The sequence below is a fragment of the Bradyrhizobium sp. LM2.9 genome (genome assembly GCF_054056555.1).
In genome coordinates, this window is the sequence record NZ_JBSRYJ010000002.1 from 313,900 (window position 1) to 332,504 (window position 18,605).

An 18,605-nucleotide genomic window follows, 5' to 3' on the forward strand; every position below is an offset into this window, starting at 1 on the left:
ATGCATGTCCCACCCCGAATCTTGATCGTGGATGACAACGAAACGAACCGCTGCCTTCTTACAGCTCGCCTCGACGCCGAGGGTTATCAGACCATGGAGGCTGAAAACGGCGAGAGGGCGCTCGCGGTCGTGCGCGAAGTCGCGCCGGACGTTGTCCTCCTCGACGTCATGATGCCGAAGATCGATGGCTTTGAGGTCTGCCGGCGACTGAAGGTCGATACGACGCTTGGATTTGTTCCAATCATCATGGTGACGGCGCGAGCCGACTCACAGGATGTCGTCACTGGACTTAACGCGGGTGCCGACGAATATCTGACCAAGCCAGTCGACCATGCCGCTCTCGTTGCGCGTGTTCGTTCCATGTTACGCATTAAGGAGTTACATGACCGAGTTGAAGCTCAGGCGATCGAACTCGCCGCGTGGAATAGAACGCTCGAGCAGCGTGTTGCGGAGCAGGTTGTGCAAATTGAACGGGTCAGCCGTCTAAAGCGCTTTCTCTCGCCGCAGATAGCGGAATTGATTCTTTCTTCATCGACATATGAGCCGTTAGCGAGCCACCGCAGACAGGTGACAATAGTCTTCGGTGACCTTCGAGGTTTCACGGCGTTCGCAGAGATTGCCGAGCCCGAAGAGGTGATGGCGGTGATGCAGGAATATCATGCCACCTTAGGCTCCCTTGTCCACGAGTTTGAAGGCACGTTGGAGAGGTTCCTGGGCGACGGAATCATGGTGATTTTCGGCGATCCGATTCCTTGTACAGATCCATGCAAGCGAGCTGTCCAAATGGCTATCGCGATGCGAAGCCGCCTGTTGGAATTATCGATGAAATGGCGGCGTGCAAGACACGAACTTGGATTTGGAGTCGGCATTGCATTTGGATATGCGACCCTCGGACCTATCGGTTTTGAGGGACGTTCTGAGTACAGCGCGATCGGAACCGTGGTAAATCTGGCTGCCCGTCTTTGCGCGGAGGCGCGCGACAGTCAGATTCTCGTCGATAGCAAGGTACGGGAAGCGCTTGACGCGAGGGTGACCGCGGAGCCCGTGGGTGAACTGACGCTCAAGGGGTTGCATCGTCCGATAGCGGCATATACAACGTCCTTGAGATGACTTAGTCCGATCGAATTGTGTTTCGGCATGGAATAACCAGTCCAACGCCGATTGACAGCCACATCGCGGATCGTCCCTCAACCTGGAGCTTCGTCCGGATAGAGCAAACGTGCTTCGGCCGAAGTGGCGGCTTGGCGCCAACAATCTTACCCTTGTTCCACGGGAGGCGCTTTTGGACGTTCTCTGTGGCATTTGAGACGGCGGTCATGATGACCTCCTCAGTTGATGAGGCCGGTCACTTTCGAACGTGTCACCTTCTGAACCTACGTCGGCTTTCGGACGAGTGGAGCCGTCCTTAGGTCCAATTCGATGGATTAGAGTTCGCAATTTGACCCATAGCAGACCTCGGCTCTTGGCTCTTGCTCACGCTAGCTTAACAAATGACCCTGATAGAGTGAAAGCCGCTTTGCTATGATTCTCTCGTGATTTGCGGGGAAGCTGATGAGGTCCACCGTGCCGTGCATCAATCTCATCTGGCTAGCGCAACTTCCTTGAACGAGACGACCAGCGCCTTCTCGAGCTTTCCTTTCATGCTGCAGAGAATGTCGTAGGCCGCCTCACGGGGCATGGTCGGCTTGTACTGCCGGTGCTCGATCAGCGCCGCGAAAATATCCGAGATGGTGAGGATGCGAACGATGTCCGTGATGTTCTCGGCGCAGAGGCCGTCGGGATAGCCGCTGCCGTCGAGATACTCGTGATGGTGCCGGACGGAGTCGAGTATTTCGGATGAGATAGAGCCGTGCTCCTTCAGCACGTCATAACCCGCTGCCGGATGGGTCTCGACCAGCGCGCGCTCGTTGTCATCGAGGCGTCCCGGCTTGTCCAGAACCGCTAGGGGAATCCTGGCCTTTCCGATGTCGTGGAACATCGCAGCGGTAGAGAGCCGTTCAAGGTCGCTTTTGCGGACGCCGAGACTGAGGCCGAAATCGATCGCGACGCCGGTTACGAGAAGGCAGTGTTGGTAGGTTCCCTCATGATGGCGCCGCACCGTGGTCAGCCATTCGGATAGCCCGTGCTCGGAAATCCGGTTGGTGATCATGCGGCCGGCCTCCTTGGTGCCGTCGACGTCAATCCGCTCTCCGAGTGCGACTAAAGTGAACAACGATGTGATGGCGTTGGCCGCAGCCTCGACCGCATCATTAGGCTGCGAGATGTCGCACGTCGAACTAGTTTCGCTCCGCGGCGGATCGGACAGCGCGGCCATGAGCTTGATCGGATCGATCTTGCCGGGCAAAACGAGCGTGGCGCCCAGCGCGTAGGCTTGCGAGATGCAAACGCGGGAGGTTTGCTCGACGAGGAAGATCCGCTTGCCGGCCTTGGCGAGACGCGCAGCTCTCGTTTTCAGTGCGGCAATGTTTTCGACAGATCGTAGATCGGCACGGATCACGACGGCGGCAGGCGCATGCGGTAGCTTTGCCTCCACGTCGAGCCGCTCGCCCTCGACAGTGAATTGCCTTTCAAGGACCGAGCAGAGCCCGAAGAGCTTATCGGAAGTATCAGCCAGGACATGTACCAACATGACTGATGCCTCTGTTTGAAGGGGGCCGGTCTGAATGGGCCTGCGTCAGATTCCACACGATCATTGCATCAGATTAGAGTTCGATGAAACTGCTCGGCTTATGGCTGTTTCGACTCGGCTCTGTCGCTGGCCGTCTTTGGGGCTTTCTTGCCATCCGCGTGGATGAAGTGAACCCCAGCGACGGTTCCGTCAATCCAGACCAGCTCGCAGCGCCGATAGGCCAGTCCCGTAGACGACAGCAGCATGAAGAACTCCTTGGCCTTGAGAACGTCGAGCGATCCTTCGACCTCGATCTTGGCGCCCGTGTCCGAGACGTCGAGCAGGACACAGCTTCGCCGCCAGGTGCCGTCGGAGCCCATCAGGTTGACGGCCTGCCTGTGGTCCATCCGCACTCGAGAGGCGTTACGGCCATCGAATTTCATCGTCGCGCTCTCGATTTCGCAGTGCAGTGGTCGGCGCTCGCGGAGATTTCTCCCCAACGAACGGACCATTGGCTGGTCGACAGATGAAGCTTTTCAAACAGCTCCTGAGCTCGTTCGCGTTCGCCGAATGAAGGACGCGGGCCGCGATTGTTGAGGATGGCCAGCGTCGTCTGCCAATTCAGGCGCGACGCCCGACACGCCATCACCAAGCCTTCGCAATCGGACTCCGCCATTACGAGCTCCACGACCTCGACGGGTGCTCCGGACAGCACCGACAGCGCGGTGTATAGATTGGCGGTCTCGCTCCGGATAGCGAACCGATTGACGGTCGAGTCGTTCAGCTTGCCGGCGCGGTTCAGCGACACGATCTCCGGCCTCGCAGCGGCGTACTCTGCGTCCCAAGGGCGGTTCACCGTTACCGGCATTTCGGAGGACGTGGTTGCGCCTGAAAATGCGGACGGACGCGCGTCGGTGTTCGTGACGGTTGCTGCCCGTGGAGATGCCGATAGCAGCGCTCGGATAACCATGTCCGGTGTGCCTGGCCTCAACGCCAGAGCCTTGGTGATCTCGTCATCCTGCTCGGCCTTGCCGATCAAGATGGAATAGCCGACTTCAGAGAATCCCGCGGCTGGATTTCCGATAAGCGCCAGACAAACCTTGCTGCTGCCGCGCTGCAACAGCACGTCCGTCAGCGCATTTTCGATCTCGCGCCTGTCAGCAATGGCGAGGAGGTGACTCTCGCTGCTGGACGCCGCGATCTCCATAAGATCCCGCGGAGACAACGCCGGAGATTGACGCAGAACGGGGACTGCGATCGCGGCGTCTGCGCATGAGGCAAGACGCCGCAACGTCGTTCTCGGAGCCGCCCGCAAGTCTGCAAGAGCTGTACTGAGCTCGACGAGAGTGGCGGGGGCAATCCGAGCGATCAGACGAACAAGGACGTCGTCGAGCAGGCCGACGTGCGGCTCTTGCAACCGGCTGTTCTCGGCGACAAGCAGCTCGACGATGCGCCGAAGCATCCGAACACAACGTTCAGATGAGCTCCCAGCAATGGTGGCGTCCAACTCGACAATAACATCGGCTGCGGAAATTGCGGTCATTGGTCGGCCTTAATCGTCAATAAATGCAGTTATTCAATTTATGTATTACGCGCCGAAGTTGTTAACATAGGTTTTATTCATCTGGGTCTCACGGGTATTGTGCAACTGTAATTGCCTTAAAATATCATCGAAACCGGCAGGCCGCGCCGTTTCGCCTACTTTGCGTGAGTATTGATGACCAAAGCGTCCATGCCGGCGCGACAGGAGACGCTTTCGACAACAATCGAACTCGTCGCGTATAGCCAGGAGCAATCGCACGGTCAGTTCATCTCGTTAAACTGAATAAGAGGATATGAGGACCGCTCGGACCTATTACTCGTTCCTTACTCCGGAGAGATTCGGCTTTTCGTCGTAGCGTCCGAATTGCACCTGGCCCTGCAACTTGGATTAGGTGTTCTTGGCATCTGTGAACCGACCTTAACGGATGGTCTTGCCCTCAGCCATCAGGAGACTCATCATGCATCCCACAGAAATCCTGATCCGACGATTGCGTGCGAACACTCGGCTGTCCGACGAGGACGCCGCCGCAGTCAAGACGCTGCCCGTCGATGTAAAGCAGCTTACAGCCGACACTTGCGTCGTTCGTGAAGGTGATTGCCCCAAACGTAGCTGTTTGGTCCTAAGTGGTTTCCTCTGCCGGTCTAAGATTGCCGAGAGCGGCAAGCGTCAGATCCTGTCCTTCCACATCCCGGGAGACATTCCGGACTTACAGAGCCTTTTTCTCAGGGTTATGGATCATGATCTCGCGACAATATCCGCGGCGACACTGGGCTTCGTCGACCATTCCGCTCTTTCGGCACTGATCGAGCAGCGGCCCGCAGTCGCGCGCGCTTTCTGGTGCGAAACCCTGATCGACGCCGCAATCTTCCGTGAGTGGATCGTCAACGTGGCAGTGCGCCAAGCACCGGCCCGTATGGCGCATCTTCTCGCCGAAATGCGCGAGCGCTTGGCGGCGGTCGGACTCGTCGGCGATGACGAGTTTGAGTTTCCTGTTACGCAACCTGAATTGGCCGAGGCGCTTGGGCTAAGCATCGTGCACGTCAATCGCGTCCTTCAGGGTCTCCGCGCAGACGGCGTTTGTCCGTCGGCGCACACGTCCGCCGGCTTTAACCCTCCAGGAACTTTCATGTTGTGCTCATCCGTGGATGCGGCATTTTGATGGGCGAAATAAGCTCTCGGTTGCGTGCGAACATGGACCTCATTTTGGAGGAGGTGTGCCGAGAACTTCCGCGTGGCGGCGATCACGAGAGCCGTAAGTACATCGCGGAACAGTTGATCCAAGCGGCCGCGGCTGGTCAGAGCACCTTGGGCGAGCCGACGGCGGTCGCCAGAGGCGCCTTGGTGCGTCTCAACGCTCGACCTAGGTCTGCCTAGCGGCTCCGGCTCAGGGCGCCGCCGGGACTAGCCGTCGGCAGGCCCTCCACCAGTACGACATCGCGCAGATCCTACGACCCTTTTCCAAGCCCGCATTTTGAACTGGCCGGTTAAGAAGCTGTGTGCAACATGATCCGGCTGTCGAGCGATGCCGGCGGCCATAAGGCCCCGCGCTGCGGTTAGGTGCGGACCCCGACGCGCGGGGCCCATTGCTAATCCGATCGACGCCAGATGGAAAGCGGTAGCGAGGCGCCTATGATCACCACACGCTCAGCGGCCCCAGAAAAAGCCAAACACCGAGCAAGGCGATCCCTAACCCTAACAAGACCAAAACCGAATTGGGATTTTGCATTGCAGGAACGCAACTTGAGGGAAGGGCGATAGATAGCAACCGTATCGAACGCCGTTGCTTGCGGACGGAGGATTGACGCGCTCTCCCTTGCGGACGCCTTACACTTCTTCGCGCTTTTCTTTTCGGTCATGATTTGGCTGCCCTTACGTTGCGCTCAAGGCGATCGCCGGCACGAATTCATACCCGGACCCGCCAGCGGACCTTGTCGATCTCGACCTTAAACAAAGCCATTGGGCATACGCGGCATTCCGCCCTTGACGCGCACCGGCGTCGCCACAGGGGCAGGCGCGGAATTGTTCTCGCAGACCAAGCCGGGGTCGTCGCGTTGGTGACGCATGTCATGAGAACAGCTCTTGCCGGAGAGACGGCCCCCGGCCGGGTGTCTTGGAGAGGTGGATCGGAGCCGCTCCGCCAGCCATCGGCGGCTATGGCCAGCAGACCTTAACCTTCGACGAAGTTCCACGTTCCTCCGCCGGGTGAACCGTTGCATAACTTTCCCATTGGAGATGCCACCTTTTTAACGAGATTTTGCCATGGCGAACGGCACCGAAGATCTTCAAATGCTGCGGTTGATGAGGGCTTTTCAGAAGCTGACCGATCAGGATACGCGGCGCAAGGTGCTCTTGTACGCCGAGGAGCAGGTTCACCAGCAGCAAACCGGTGCCCGGGTCGAGCATACGCCTGCTTCCGAGTGCACCAGCAAGTCGCCGCCCGGCAGCGGCGGCGGCACAACCGGAGATTCGTAGTCATTGGGCGGCCGACATGTGAAGCTAAGGCATATTTCGCGTCTCGGAGGAGAAACCCGATGCGCCTTGCATTGCCTTATCTTGGAATTGGTCTCTGCGCGTCGCTGGCGGCGTGGATGTCGGTGATGCTCTTCTATTGAAGTCCGTCCGCCCAGATTCGCCGATGCGGGCGGTCCTTAACTGTCTAGCCGGCAGGGTCGTTCCTTTTCGGCTCTTGCAAGAATTTTGGCATGTGTCCACGCGCTTCACGGTCACGCGGGGCGGGGCGCTCTGACGGATCGCGGCCGAGCTTGGCCTGCAGTTCGACGAGGTCGGTGAAGACGTCGGCCTGGCGGCGCAGCTCGTCGGCGATCATCGGCGGCTGGCTGGCGATCGTGGAAATCACGGTGACCCGCACGCCGCGGCGCTGAACGGCCTCGACCAGGGAGCGGAAGTCGCCGTCACCCGAGAACAGCACCATCTGGTCGATGTGCTCGGCGAGCTCCATGGCGTCCACGGCGAGCTCGATGTCCATGTTGCCCTTGACCTTACGGCGGCCGGAGGCGTCGATGAACTCCTTGGTCGCTTTGGTCACGACCGTGTAGCCGTTGTAGTCCAGCCAGTCGATCAGGGGGCGGATCGAGGAGTATTCCTGATCCTCAATGATCGCGGTGTAGTAGAACGCCCGCGTCAGTGTCCCGCGGCTCTGAAATTCCTTCAGCAGGCGCTTGTAATCGATGTCGAAGCCCAGAGTTTTCGCCGTCGCGTAGAGATTGGCTCCGTCGATGAAGAGCGCGATCTTGTCGGTAGAGGAAGGTGACATTTAGTTCACGCTTTCGGTGGGGCAAGTTCGGGTCTTGCAAGCATCCCGGATCCGCGACGCCGATTATCGGTCGCATTCTATATAAATCGCTACCGGAGATCGTCGAGTAGCGCCAAGCTTTAAGCTTCAACTATTTTCGAGAAGCACGCAGCCTTGGAACTCTGACATTAGCCGAAAGTTGTTCTGTCAGATTTGTAATGTATCCTGTCTATTTCCATGTGCCTGTTTGAGGGTGTTCCCGCCATGATCGCTGGCGATTTTCCTCTCTTTGATCTTTCCATTTATAGGCGCGGCCGCGCCTGGCGATGGTCCGTTATAGACCGGTCAGGGATTTCTGTTCTGACTGGAAGCGAGCGGAGCAGGCCTGCTGCGCAGTACATGGCAGCAAGGGCGGTTTTCCAATTGCTGTTGACCGCTCCGTATCGGAATCGAATTTCCCCGCCGGCCTAATCGTCGACTTGAAAGCCGAGATACTGGAGCCGAACGCCCGACCGAATCCTTGCAGCCATTCTGCGTGTTATTCGCCGCACGGTTTGACCCCGATCGGGGCTGAAGGTTCACCCCGGCCAACACTGCCTAATTTCTTGGGCCATTGCTCATCACGTGTGGGGTCAATGTTGGAAGGCGATAGGGATCAAAGTTCGGCGCTTGCTTACACCGCGTCGCGTGCTCCGATCGGAGTGATGCCTTCAACTGACGCTTCTACTGGATGGAGCGAGGTCCCTCGTGGCGATGTAGCCGAGCGGCTTGCGATCGGTTGCAATCAGCGACTCACCCATTTTTGCTCTCGATCACCGTGACCACCGTCTTTGTGGAGAGGCTTCGCACGACGGTTCCGCCCGCGTTCGGCTAAACCTGGAGCTGCGCGGTCTGCGACAGTTCGTATTTGGGCTTTGCCGCCGCCACCGGCGTGACGTCGTCCTGCAGGACGCGGGTCTGTCTTGCCGCTGGCCCCGGAAGGCGCGTGCGACGTCCTTTGCATCCGATGCCGCGTAGGACAGCTGGATGCGGGGATCGGCATAGTCGTTAACGCCGGCCACCAAGACGAAACAGCCACGGCCTGGTCGAACCGGCGGCTGGTCGCCCAGCGGCGGCTGGGTCGGGGCGCCGGGCGGTGCGACCAGTTGCGAGGCGACGTACAATCGCGCGGGGAGCGACGCCGAGCAGGTTCGCGGCGTTTAGGCCACGACCTCGATCGCGTTGTCGCCGGCATCGAGCAGCGGGCCGCGGCTGAGCCGTGTCGGCTGGCCTGTCGGCGCGGACACCTGTGTGTCCACGCCGGCCGTGACGCCGCTGATGCGCCATTCCACCCGGCTGATCCCGCCGCCGCCATGACGAGGTGAGTTCTCTCGGCTTAACAGCAAACCAAAACTGGGGCCCGGCCTTTGGCGATAGCACAAGCCAGTCAGGCTGCGTTCTGTTCGGTGTCACGACCTCGACTTGGAAGCAGATAATCGAGCTGCCCGGAGAGCCTTCTTTTTTGCCGGCGCCCGAGTCTCTCTTTTCAGAATAACCAGGCAGAATAACCAGGCAGGCGTGGTGCTCGCTGTCTCCGGCGTCGCAGGATACAAATTCGCTGCTCATCCCCGGAAGTTCGCTGATATCTGCTCAAATTTCGCTGATACGTGGCATAGGGTATTCGCGATAACGCCCTGCAAACAGGCCGGTTTTTCTTTCGCCAGCGGCAGTTGCGAAGCCGAAACGATCAAATTCCCCGCAAAATTCCCTGTTTGCCGGGAAATGACCTAGAGACAGGTGCGATCAGCACTGGGTCGCCAGCCAGCTTACAAGCCGTTGAGTTCGTTGCGTAAGCAGCTCCATTCCTGCCGAATTTTTTGGCGCGTTTGGAAATTGAGCTTCTAATGCTCGGTCCAGAATCGAACCAAGCGACGTCCTGCAGAGGCTGCTCGGGCTGGCGTCTTACGCGCTGCCGTAGAACAGAGGGTCATGGCGAGCCGATCGGATAGTCAGTCGAACTGATGCGCTTCTGCACCGGGGGGCGTCAAACTGTAGTTCACCCAGCCGATGGCGCAGAGTTAGCCGCCGCAGTGCTGCGGCCGTTGCGGGGGAAACGCGGCGCGTCGCCGTTACGCCGCTTTCCTGCGGGGCTTCGGCTTTGCTTTTTTGTCAAGCAAGACCCTCTCTGGAGCCGGGCGCGCACCTGGACCAGGGTGGACATGAACTTCCTTGGCTGAAAGCGGCTCGCCGCATTCCGAGCACACCATCACGGGGTCGAACATCTTTCCGCACTTGCGGTGCTCATGCAGCAGGGGACGTCCGCGTTCGTCGACCATGTGGGTGTCGCCCCAATGTACGAGCGCCATCATGATCGGATAGAGGTCGAGGCCCTTTTGCGTCAGGATATACTCGTGGCGTTTAGGCGACTCCTGATACGGAATGCGGCGCAGGACGCCCTGCCGGACCAGCTTCTTCAACCGCTCGGCGAGCAAATGCCGTGTGATTCCAAGCGCTGACTGAAAACCCTCGAAGCGGCGCGTGCGCAGGAAGCATTCGCGGAGAATTAGAAGAGTCCAGCGGTCACCAATCACACCGATGGTGCGAGCCATCGAACACGGCTCTTCCTCAAGTTCATCCCATTTCATTCTGCTCTCCGGTCGGCCGGTGCCTGTTCCGCTCGAATCAGGGGGGAGGGGCATGCGCCGCTCACACCATTCTAGATAGGTACTAAAGTGGATACAATACCCCCGTCGGTCGCCCAAACCTCGTGATTTCAGAGCAGATTTGACAGTTCAATTTTAGAACTATACAAGTGGGTGACAGCCTGCGTTCGGCCTGGACGATCACCCAAATCTGACCAACATCGCGCTCTGCGGGAGGAGCTGACATGTCTCTCAAAGTTGAATTCCTGTTCGATTTCGGCAGTCCGAATGCTTACCTCGCGGAACTGGCCCTGCCGGGAATCGAACGGCGCACCGGCGTGAAATTCGAATATGTCCCGGTCCTGCTCGGCGGCATCTTCAAGGCGACGGGCAACATGTCCCCGTTCGAATCCCTTCGTGGCATCAAGAACAAGCCGGAGTATCAGGCGCTGGAGACACAGCGCTTCATTCGCCGTCATAACGCAACGAAGTTCCGGTCCAATCCGTTCTTTCCGGTCAATACGCTGATGTTGATGCGCGGCGCCGTCGCGGCGCAGCTCGAAGGCGTGTTCGAACCCTACTTCCGCGCGGCGTACCACCACATGTGGGAGGAGCCGAAGAAGATGGATGATCTCGAAACCTTCCGAGCAGCGTTCATCTCCTCAGGCGTCGATATTGATCGGTTGCTTGCGCGTGCGCAGCAGGATGACGTCAAGAAAGGGCTGATCGATCGGACCACCGACGCCGTCAACCGCGGCGCATTCGGCTCGCCGACTTTCTTCGTTGGAAATGAGATGTTCTTCGGCAAGGACCAGCTCCGCGATGTGGAGGAGTCGATCGTCGAGCAGATTGGCCAGCCCGTTTCGAAGACGGCCTAAGGCCAGGACCTGGAGCCTTGCAGAGCCGAGCAGACGTCCGCGCGCCTGCATGACGAAAGCTCAGTCGGCCTTATAACAAAACCAATTTAGGGAGAATGTCATGCCCGGCCCCCTCAACGGCGTTCGTGTCCTCGATTTGACAGGCGTAGTGTCGGGTCCTTTCGCGACCATGTTCCTGGCGGATCAGGGCGCGGACGTCCTGAAAATCGAGCCGATCGGCGGCGACATTACCCGGCGCAGCCGCGCCACCATTGATAAGGATGGCGAATTCTCCGCGCTATTCATTTCTTCAAACCGTGGCAAGCGCTCGCTGTCGATTGATGTCAAAAGCGCGGCCGGCCGTGAGGTTCTGGCCAAATTGGTCGCGAAGGCGGATGTGCTGGTGCAGAATTTCCGGCCCGGCACCATGGAGCGCCTCGGTCTCGGCGGCGATGAGCTGCGCCAGCGGCATCCACGCCTGATCTATGTCTCGATCAGCGGTGTTGGCGACACCGGACCCTATGTGAAGAAGCGCGTTTACGACCCGATCATTCAGGGCCTGTCGGGCTTTGCCGACATCCAGTCGCAGCCGGTCACGAACCGCCCGCAGATGATCCGCACCATCGTCTGTGACAAGACCACCGCGGTGTTCACCGCGCAGGCGGTGGCGGCCGCGCTCTATGCCCGCGAGAAGACCGGGCAGGGTGATCACATTCAGGTTGCGATGCTTGATGCGATGATCTCGTATTTGTGGCCCGAAGGCATGATGCAATACACGGTGGTGGGTGCCGAGGCTGCTGCTGCCGATCCCAACGATCGGCCCGATCTCGTGTTCAAGACCAGCGACGGCTACATCACCGCCGGCACCATTTCCGATTCCGAATGGCAGGGGTTTTGCCAGGCCTCCGGCGATCCCGAGCTTGCCAAGGATCCCCGGTTTGCGACGCCATCGGCGCGCTCGGTCAACGCCACGGCACGCATCAACAAGATGGCCGAATATATTAGCCAGCACACCACCGCAGAATGGCTGGAGCGTCTGGATGCCGCCGACGTCCCCTGTTCGCCGATCCTGCGGCGCGGCGAAATCATCCACAACGAACAGGTGGTCGCGCGCGAAATCATCGCGGAGTTCGATCAACCGAAGGTCGGGCGGGTGCGGCAACCTAAACCCGCAGCCCGCTTTGCGATCAATGAGGCCGCGATCGGTGGGCCCGCTCCCAGGGTCGGTGAGCACTCGCGCGACGTGTTGCACGAACTGGGCTATGACGACGCCGCCATCGACAAGATGGTCGCAGAGCGCAGCGTGCGCGTCGCCGTCTGACGGCGAAGCGCACGAGGCCGTACTCTAGGTCTTCGCCGGCGCCGGCGTGATCGGTGCCAGCGGGGCATTCGCCGCGACGGCGCGCTGGAAAGCTTCCCGTTTCCTGATGCGCTCGAGATAGGGCTGAGCGTTGTCGCAAATGCCGACGCCATAGGCGATGGCCCACTCCAGGCAGGTCGTGAGCAGGATGTCAGCGCTGGTAAACCGGTCGCCCATCAGGAACTGACGGCCGTCTGCGAGCGCGACTTCGACATGGCGCAACTGCTGGCGGAAATACTCTCCGGCCTGGGCGACGACCTCGGGCGCGACGCCGTAGATCGGGCCGAGCGCATCGGCCCGATGGCGACGCATCACGTAAAGGCTGGTGGAATCCAGCTCCGCGAACGATAAAGAAGCACCATTCCAGCCACGCCGCATACTCGCGGGCGGCTTCCGGAATCAGCGAGCGTTCCGTCGTGGAATACATTCGCGACAGGTAGGCAACGATCGCCGCGCTCTCGCCGATGCAGAAGTCGCCATCCTGAAGCAGCGGGATCTTCTGGCGCGGATTGAGCTTCGAGTATTCCGCGGTCTTGGTTTCGCCGGTTCGCGGGCCAATGGGCCTTGTCTTGTAGGCTAAGCCCAGTTCGTGCATGGCCCAATGCGGACGAATGGTGCGACTCGTTCCAACGCCCCACAGGGTCAGGTCTGGTGTCGCATTCATGTTACCATTTCTCCACGGACGGACGGAGATCGAGCTCGTGGGTCCAGCCATCTTTGCTTTGCTGGTGGGTGAACCAATACGCCTCGGCAATGGAAGACGTCTTGGTCAGGCTATCGGGCGGAATGTCGCTTGCTTCGATCCCCTTCGCTGCCTTTATGCGTTGGTGAATCGCCTCGCTATCCACGCCAGCGTCGATCAGGAGATGCACGACGTGAATGTTCTTCGGTCCAAGCTCGCGCGCCATCGCCTGTGCCACTGCACGAAGGCCGAACTTCGCTGATGAAAATGCTGCAAATCCCGGGCCGCCACGCACGCTTGCCGTCGCACCCGTAAAGAAGATGGTGCCGCGTCCGCGCGACAGCATCACGCGAGCCGCCTCACGTCCAACCAGGAAACCACCATAGCAGGCGAGTTCCCAAGCTTTGAAGAACAACTTCTCCGTGGTCTCGAGCAGAGGCTTGTTGACGTTCGAGCCGGCATTGTAGAGGCAAACCTCGACAGGCCCGTGCTCTTTCTCGACCCGCGTGAATAAGCCTTGGACTTCTGGTTCCTGACGCGCATCCACGCTGAATGCGTGAACGTCATGCCCCGCAGCCCTCAGCTCGGCCACGAGTCCCTGCGATTTGGACGCATCGCGTCTGCAAATGCAAACCGTATAGCCGCCTCGGGCAAAACGCCGGGCGACCGCCGCGCCAATGGCATCGCCTGCGCCGACAAGTATCGCTACACCGCGGCTCGCTGCCATCCTCGATCCTCCCCTTTAAGTTCTTATTTGATACTATAGACTAGCTGCCGGATGATGCGTTGTAAACGGAGGTTCTTAAGAGTCGCGCAGAAAACGATACTCGCGGATGGATTGTCCATTCGACTCCGGAAAAGGCCGACGACGATTTATCGATTGACGAGTTCTAAAAAAGAACTATAAGTCGAAGCCAAGTGTGCCGCATTGCAAAGTCGGCATGGTCGGTCGGGAGGTCAGTCGTGCTGGAGCTTTCAGAGACGATCAGTGTCGACGAGATTGTTGTCGGCTTGCCGAGCCGAATCCATCAAGTAACGGCAGGACCGGTTGCCAGAGCGCCTGACCGGATTGCGCTGGTCGAGGACGGGGCTTCCTGGAGCTATCGAGATCTGGAGCAGCGCGTTGGCGAGATCGCCACCATGCTCTCATCGCTGGGGATCAGGGGCCGGCGATCGGATGATCATTGTCAGCGAGAACTGTATTGCGCTTGCCGCTTTGCTGCTGGCGGCGAGCCGGCTCGACGCCTGGGCGATTGTCGCCAACCCGCGCTTGTCGGCGCGCGAACTGGACCAGATCCGCGATCACAGCGGCGCCCGGCGGATGTTGTTCACGTCGGGTATTTCGAACGAGGCCGCTGCTCACGCCTCTCGCTATGGCGCCGAGAATCGGCGAATTGGCGCGCTGTCGGAAATTGGTGTTGGTCCGCTCAACGAAAGCGTGGTGGTCCAGCCGGTGGAGGCCGATCCAGCGAGGCAAGTCGCGGTTTTGATCTACACGTCCGGAACGACGGGGACTCCCAAGGGCGTGATGCTCTCGCATGACAACCTTCTGATCAGCGCAAAGACCACCGCGTATTTCCGCAGGATGAACGAGAAGGACAAGATCTATCTTGTGTTGCCGATCTCGCATATCGTCGGCATCTCGCTCCTGATGATGACGCTGATGGTTGGCGGCACGGCGCGGATGGTCAGCAAATACGATCCTGCCGCGACTGCAAAGGCCATCGCGGAGGAGGGCGTCACCATTCTCAATGGCGTGCCTGCCACCTATCAGCGCCTGCTGGAGTACAAGAGCGTATCAGGCGTGGAACAACTCCCCCGAGGTTCGTTGCGCTTGATTGCCGTCGCCGGCGCGCCGCTGGATTTGAATTTGAAGTTGCGTGTGGAAGAGGAGTTCGGGCTTCCGTTGCTCAACGGCTACGGGATCACCGAATGCTCGCCGGGAATATCAGGCGTACGTTTCGACAGACCACGCTCGGATCAGGCTGTTGGTACGCTGCTGCCGGGTGTGGAGGCGCGGGTGCGAACCATCGAAGGGTTTCCGACGGCAGGAGGTGAAGTCGGCGAGCTGCATGTTCGCGGGCGCAACGTCATGTTGGGGTACTATCGTGCCCCCGAGCTTACCGCAAAGGTGATTGACAGCGAGGGCTGGTTCAACACCGGCGATCTCGCACGTTTCGACGGCGATTGTCTGTATATCGTCGGCCGCACCAAGGAAATGATCATTCGTTCCGGTTTCAACGTCTATCCCGCGGAGGTCGAAGCTGTCCTCAGTTCACACAAGGACGTCGTGCAATCCGCTGTGGTCGGTCGTGCCGCGGACGGCAATGAGGAGATCGTGGCCTTTGTGCAGTTGCTGCCAGGATCTTGCACGACACCAGAGACCCTGATGCATTTTGTCCGGTCTCAGCTTACTTCTTACAAGCGGCCGTCCGAAATTGTCATCCTCGATGCCTTGCCGGCGACGTCGACCGGCAAGATACTCAAGCACAAGCTCGCGGAGAGCTTGCGCGAAGGCGGCGCAACCCCTGCGGTGCAGACGCCCGAATTCCGCAGGCAACACATCTAACTTACCGGGAGGACATCTTGCAAAAGAGAAACGCGACCGTGGCCGTCATCGGCGCCGGAGACTTCATCGGCGGCGAGATCGCCAAAAAATTCGCCGCAGAAGGCTTCACGGTCTTCGCCGGCCGTCGTAACGGCGAAAAATTGGCTCCGCTCGTCAGGGATATCGAGGCTGCCGGCGGAGAGATTCACGCACGCTCGCTCGACGCTCGCAAGGAAGACGAGATCATCTCCTTCCTCAACGATGCAGACAAGCATGCGCCGCTGGAAGTCTGCATCTTCAACATCGGTGCGAACGTCAATTTCCCAATTCTGGAAACCACAGAACGCGTTTTCCGCAAGGTCTGGGAAATGGCCTGCTATTCCGGCTTTCTGGCCGGTCGCGAGGCGGCCCGCCTCATGCTTCCGCGCGGGGGTGGCAACATCTTCTTTACCGGGGCGACCGCCTCGCTCCGAGGCGGCAGCGGGTATGCCGCTTTCGCAAGCGCCAAGTTTGGCCTTCGTGCGGTCGCGCAAGCAATGGCCCGCGAGCTTGGCCCGAAAAATATTCACGTCGCGCATCTCATCATCGATTCCGGCGTGGATACTGAGTGGGTGGCGGCAACGCCGACTGGAGGCTCTCGGGCCCACCGCGCTGGATGATCCGGACGCCTTGATGCCTCCGTCCTCCGTCGCAGCATCCTATTGGCAGCTCTACCATCAGCCGAAAAGCGCCTGGACCTTCGAGCTCGAGATCCGCCCCTTCGGCGAGAAGTGGTAGCGGGCCTGCTGCGATGGAGCTCAAGCTTTCGCCCGAGGATGCCGCGTTTCGTGACGAGGTGCGCAGTTTCATTGCGGAGAACTATCCGCCGGAAATGCGCGTTCCCAATCCGGAGACCGACCTGACCAAGGAGCAGTCGCTGCTGTGGCACCGGATCCTCCACAAGAAGGGTTGGATCGCCCCGCTCTGGCCCAAGGAGTATGGCGGCCCGGGCTGGTCCGTCACGCAGCGCTTCATCTTCGAGCAGGAGACCTCTCGCGCCGGCACGCTGCCGCCGCTCGCATTCAGCGTCACCATGGTCGGGCCGGTTATCTACACCTTCGGCAACGAGGCGCAGAAGCAGAAATTTCTGCCGCGGATTCTCTCCGGCGAGGATTGGTGGTGCCAGGGCTATTCGGAGCCTGGCTCCGGCTCGGACCTCGCAACCGTCAGAACCAAGGCCGTGCGCAACGGCGACCACTACATCGTCAATGGTCACAAGACCTGGACCACGCTGGCGCAGCATGCCGACTGGATCTTCTGCCTCGTGCGGACCGATCCGAGCGCGAAGCCGCAATCCGGGATCTCCTTCCTGCTGATCGACATGAAGTCGCCCGGCGTCACCGTGCGGCCGATCATCACGATCGATGGCAGCCACGAGGTCAATGACGTCTTCCTCGAGAACGTCCGCGTGCCCGCCGAGAATTTGATCGGCGAGGAGAACAAGGGCTGGACCTACGCCAAGTTCCTGCTCGGCAACGAGCGCACCAGCATGGCCGGCATCGGCCGGTCCACCCGCTACATCAACAAGCTGAAACAGATCGTGAAGGCCGAAATACCGGCCGAGGATCCCGCGCATCTCGAATTTCTGCGGGACATTGCCCGCATCGAGCTCGACGTGCTGGCGCTGGAGGCGACGGAGCTGCGCGTCGTCGCCCAGATGGCGCGCGGCATAGATCCTGGCCCGGCCGCCTCGCTTTTCAAGATCCGCGGCACTGAAATCTTCCAGGCCATCACCGAACTCACCCATCGCGCGATCGGCAATTACGGCCTTGCCATCCGCGAGCATCCGGTCAGCGCCAACCGCTTCATGCCCGGCGCCGACTACGGCCATACCGCGTCGGAGAAATACCTGAACGCGCGCAAGCTCAGCATCTACGGCGGATCCAACGAGATCCAGCGCAACATCATCGCCAAAGCCGTGCTCGGGCTCTAGTCACGGCGGATCGGGAGGATCGGATGGATATTCAGTTCACGGAAGAGCAGGAATTGCTGCGATCCAGCGTCCAGCGCCTGTTGCGCGACCAGTACGACTTCGAGGCGCGGCGCAAGATCGTGGCAAGCGAGGAGGGCTTCAGCCGAAAGCAATGGGACGCTTTCGCCGCGCTCGGCCTTCTCGCTGCACCGTTCTCCGAGGGCGCCGGCGGTCTCGGCGGCGGTCCGCTGTCGACCATGATCGTGATGCATGAGTTCGGCCGTCACCTCGTGGTCGAGCCGTTCGTCGAGACGGTGGTGCTGGCCGGCGGATTGATCGAGCACGTGGGCACGCCGGAGCAGCAGCAAAGCTTCATCCCTGAAATCATCGACGGCTCGAAAATCTGGACGCTGGCCTGGACGGAGAAGGCATCGCGCTTCGATCTTGCCAATGTCACGACGCGGGCGCGGCGCGAGGGGAGCGACCACATCCTGACCGGCGCGAAGACCATGGTGATCGCCGCACCTTGGGCCGACTATCTGATCCTCTCTGCGCGGACCTCCGGCGACGATCGTGACCGCGGCGGCGTCAGCCTGTTCGTGGTCGATCGGCGCGCGACCGGCGTCGATCTCCGGAGCTTCAAGACCATCGACGGCCGCCGGGCTGCCGAGCTCGGCCTGCACGAGGTCCGCGGGCAATTGCTGGGCGCAGAAGGCGAGGGTCTTGCCGCGCTGGAAGCCTGCCGTGACCGTGCCATCGGCGCGCTCTGCGCGGAAGCAGTCGGCGCGATCGGCGAGCTGAATTCGGCGACGCTGGAGTATTCGAAGACGCGCAAGCAGTTCGGCACCACCATCGGTTCCTTCCAGGTGCTGCAGCACCGAATGGTCGACATGTTCATCGCACATCAGGAGGCGCTTTCCCTGATGCAGCATCTGAGCCTCAGTCTCAGCGCTGGCGATGCGGGCCTGTCGCGGCTCGCCTCGGGTGCCAAATCGAAGATCGGCTATGCCGGCAAGTTCGTCGCCGACCAGGCGGTGCAGCTTCACGGCGGCATGGGAATGACCGACGAGCTCAACGTCGGGCACTATTTCAAGCGAATCTCCTCCATCAACATCCAGTTCGGCGATCCCGCGTTCCATGTGCTGCGTTACGCGCAGCTGGACGCGGCCGCATAAGCAGCGA

15 protein-coding genes and 2 pseudogenes are annotated in these 18,605 nt (G+C 60.1%); 9 read left to right on the forward strand and 8 right to left on the reverse strand.

Going from position 1 to position 18,605, the window contains the following annotated elements; genetic code table 11:
* Positions 1 to 27: 27 nt before the first annotated feature.
* Positions 28 to 1,110: a response regulator gene (locus tag ACVWW3_RS02965; protein ID WP_456671862.1), complete on the forward strand. Its 1,083-nt coding sequence runs from the start codon at positions 28 to 30 to the stop codon at positions 1,108 to 1,110.
* Positions 1,111 to 1,579: 469 nt separating this feature from the next.
* Here the strand turns inward: ACVWW3_RS02965 and ACVWW3_RS02970 are convergent, their stop codons facing one another.
* The 3 genes from ACVWW3_RS02970 to ACVWW3_RS02980 form a co-directional block, all read right to left on the reverse strand.
* Positions 1,580 to 2,629 carry an HD-GYP domain-containing protein gene (locus ACVWW3_RS02970; protein ID WP_456650958.1) on the reverse strand — a complete coding sequence of 350 codons (1,050 nt, stop codon included), beginning with the start codon at positions 2,627 to 2,629 and terminating at the stop codon, positions 1,580 to 1,582.
* Between the two features lie 98 nt (positions 2,630 to 2,727).
* Positions 2,728 to 3,051, reverse strand: coding sequence for a PilZ domain-containing protein (locus tag ACVWW3_RS02975; RefSeq protein WP_354105065.1), 324 nt, complete (start codon positions 3,049 to 3,051; stop codon positions 2,728 to 2,730).
* Positions 3,048 to 4,151, reverse strand: a complete 1,104-nt coding sequence (locus tag ACVWW3_RS02980) for a DUF2336 domain-containing protein (protein ID WP_247443160.1) — start codon at positions 4,149 to 4,151, stop codon at positions 3,048 to 3,050. The genes ACVWW3_RS02975 and ACVWW3_RS02980 overlap by 4 nt, the downstream gene beginning before the upstream one ends.
* Before the next feature lie 457 nt (positions 4,152 to 4,608).
* Here ACVWW3_RS02980 and ACVWW3_RS02985 point away from each other — a divergent pair, with 457 nt between their 5' ends.
* Together ACVWW3_RS02985 and ACVWW3_RS02990 are read left to right on the forward strand one after the other, a co-directional pair.
* A complete protein-coding gene (locus tag ACVWW3_RS02985; RefSeq protein WP_456650957.1) occupies positions 4,609 to 5,310 on the forward strand; it encodes a Crp/Fnr family transcriptional regulator in 702 nt (233 codons plus the stop codon).
* A 1,100-nt stretch (positions 5,311 to 6,410) separates the two neighbouring features.
* Positions 6,411 to 6,623 carry a hypothetical protein gene (locus ACVWW3_RS02990; RefSeq protein WP_456650956.1) on the forward strand — a complete coding sequence of 71 codons (213 nt, stop codon included), beginning with the start codon at positions 6,411 to 6,413 and terminating at the stop codon, positions 6,621 to 6,623.
* Positions 6,624 to 6,807: 184 nt separating this feature from the next.
* Here the strand turns inward: ACVWW3_RS02990 and ACVWW3_RS02995 are convergent, their stop codons facing one another.
* From ACVWW3_RS02995 to ACVWW3_RS03005, 3 genes are all read right to left on the reverse strand, one after another.
* Positions 6,808 to 7,425 (reverse strand): LabA-like NYN domain-containing protein, encoded by a 618-nt coding sequence (locus tag ACVWW3_RS02995; protein WP_354105061.1) that lies wholly within the window; start codon positions 7,423 to 7,425, stop codon positions 6,808 to 6,810.
* Positions 7,426 to 8,603: 1,178 nt separating this feature from the next.
* Complete coding sequence (locus ACVWW3_RS03000; protein WP_256468377.1) at positions 8,604 to 8,735, reverse strand: hypothetical protein; 132 nt, start codon at positions 8,733 to 8,735, stop codon at positions 8,604 to 8,606.
* A 777-nt stretch (positions 8,736 to 9,512) separates the two neighbouring features.
* Positions 9,513 to 10,028 carry a winged helix-turn-helix transcriptional regulator gene (locus ACVWW3_RS03005; protein ID WP_194406779.1) on the reverse strand — a complete coding sequence of 172 codons (516 nt, stop codon included), beginning with the start codon at positions 10,026 to 10,028 and terminating at the stop codon, positions 9,513 to 9,515.
* Positions 10,029 to 10,270: 242 nt separating this feature from the next.
* Here ACVWW3_RS03005 and ACVWW3_RS03010 point away from each other — a divergent pair, with 242 nt between their 5' ends.
* Together ACVWW3_RS03010 and ACVWW3_RS03015 are read left to right on the forward strand one after the other, a co-directional pair.
* Complete coding sequence (locus ACVWW3_RS03010) at positions 10,271 to 10,903, forward strand: 2-hydroxychromene-2-carboxylate isomerase (protein ID WP_247341747.1); 633 nt, start codon at positions 10,271 to 10,273, stop codon at positions 10,901 to 10,903.
* 100 nt (positions 10,904 to 11,003) lie between these two features.
* The gene (locus tag ACVWW3_RS03015) at positions 11,004 to 12,203 is read left to right on the forward strand and encodes a CaiB/BaiF CoA transferase family protein (protein WP_247347904.1); all 1,200 of its coding nucleotides are present in this window, start codon (positions 11,004 to 11,006) and stop codon (positions 12,201 to 12,203) included.
* A 24-nt stretch (positions 12,204 to 12,227) separates the two neighbouring features.
* Here ACVWW3_RS03015 and ACVWW3_RS03020 read toward each other — a convergent pair.
* Together ACVWW3_RS03020 and ACVWW3_RS03025 are read right to left on the reverse strand one after the other, a co-directional pair.
* Positions 12,228 to 12,837, reverse strand: a pseudogene (locus ACVWW3_RS03020) (glutathione S-transferase family protein).
* Positions 12,838 to 12,907: 70 nt separating this feature from the next.
* The gene (locus ACVWW3_RS03025) at positions 12,908 to 13,651 is read right to left on the reverse strand and encodes an SDR family NAD(P)-dependent oxidoreductase (protein WP_456650955.1); all 744 of its coding nucleotides are present in this window, start codon (positions 13,649 to 13,651) and stop codon (positions 12,908 to 12,910) included.
* A 489-nt stretch (positions 13,652 to 14,140) separates the two neighbouring features.
* On the opposite strand from ACVWW3_RS03025, the gene ACVWW3_RS03030 reads away from it, so the two are divergent.
* The 4 genes and pseudogenes from ACVWW3_RS03030 to ACVWW3_RS03045 all read left to right on the forward strand — a co-directional run bounded on the left by ACVWW3_RS03030 (position 14,141) and on the right by ACVWW3_RS03045 (position 18,598).
* A complete protein-coding gene (locus tag ACVWW3_RS03030; RefSeq protein WP_456671863.1) occupies positions 14,141 to 15,493 on the forward strand; it encodes a class I adenylate-forming enzyme family protein in 1,353 nt (450 codons plus the stop codon).
* A gap of 17 nt (positions 15,494 to 15,510) precedes the next feature.
* Positions 15,511 to 16,249: pseudogene (locus ACVWW3_RS03035) on the forward strand (SDR family oxidoreductase).
* Between the two features lie 13 nt (positions 16,250 to 16,262).
* On the forward strand, positions 16,263 to 17,444 hold the full coding sequence (locus ACVWW3_RS03040) for an acyl-CoA dehydrogenase family protein (RefSeq protein WP_247347906.1): 1,182 nt from the start codon (positions 16,263 to 16,265) through the stop codon (positions 17,442 to 17,444).
* A gap of 23 nt (positions 17,445 to 17,467) precedes the next feature.
* Positions 17,468 to 18,598, forward strand: a complete 1,131-nt coding sequence (locus ACVWW3_RS03045; protein WP_456650951.1) for an acyl-CoA dehydrogenase family protein — start codon at positions 17,468 to 17,470, stop codon at positions 18,596 to 18,598.
* Positions 18,599 to 18,605 lie beyond the last annotated feature (7 nt).

Coding starts and splice junctions, on each gene's coding strand:
- ACVWW3_RS02970 (WP_456650958.1), bottom strand. CDS start 2,629: ATGTTGGTACATGTCCTGGCTGATACTTCCGATAAGCTCTTCGGGCTC.
- ACVWW3_RS02975 (WP_354105065.1), bottom strand. CDS start 3,051: ATGAAATTCGATGGCCGTAACGCCTCTCGAGTGCGGATGGACCACAGG.
- ACVWW3_RS02980 (WP_247443160.1), bottom strand. CDS start 4,151: ATGACCGCAATTTCCGCAGCCGATGTTATTGTCGAGTTGGACGCCACC.
- ACVWW3_RS02985 (WP_456650957.1), top strand. CDS start 4,609: ATGCATCCCACAGAAATCCTGATCCGACGATTGCGTGCGAACACTCGG.
- ACVWW3_RS02990 (WP_456650956.1), top strand. CDS start 6,411: ATGGCGAACGGCACCGAAGATCTTCAAATGCTGCGGTTGATGAGGGCT.
- ACVWW3_RS02995 (WP_354105061.1), bottom strand. CDS start 7,425: ATGTCACCTTCCTCTACCGACAAGATCGCGCTCTTCATCGACGGAGCC.
- ACVWW3_RS03005 (WP_194406779.1), bottom strand. CDS start 10,028: ATGAAATGGGATGAACTTGAGGAAGAGCCGTGTTCGATGGCTCGCACC.
- ACVWW3_RS03010 (WP_247341747.1), top strand. CDS start 10,271: ATGTCTCTCAAAGTTGAATTCCTGTTCGATTTCGGCAGTCCGAATGCT.
- ACVWW3_RS03015 (WP_247347904.1), top strand. CDS start 11,004: ATGCCCGGCCCCCTCAACGGCGTTCGTGTCCTCGATTTGACAGGCGTA.
- ACVWW3_RS03025 (WP_456650955.1), bottom strand. CDS start 13,651: ATGGCAGCGAGCCGCGGTGTAGCGATACTTGTCGGCGCAGGCGATGCC.
- ACVWW3_RS03040 (WP_247347906.1), top strand. CDS start 16,263: ATGGAGCTCAAGCTTTCGCCCGAGGATGCCGCGTTTCGTGACGAGGTG.
- ACVWW3_RS03045 (WP_456650951.1), top strand. CDS start 17,468: ATGGATATTCAGTTCACGGAAGAGCAGGAATTGCTGCGATCCAGCGTC.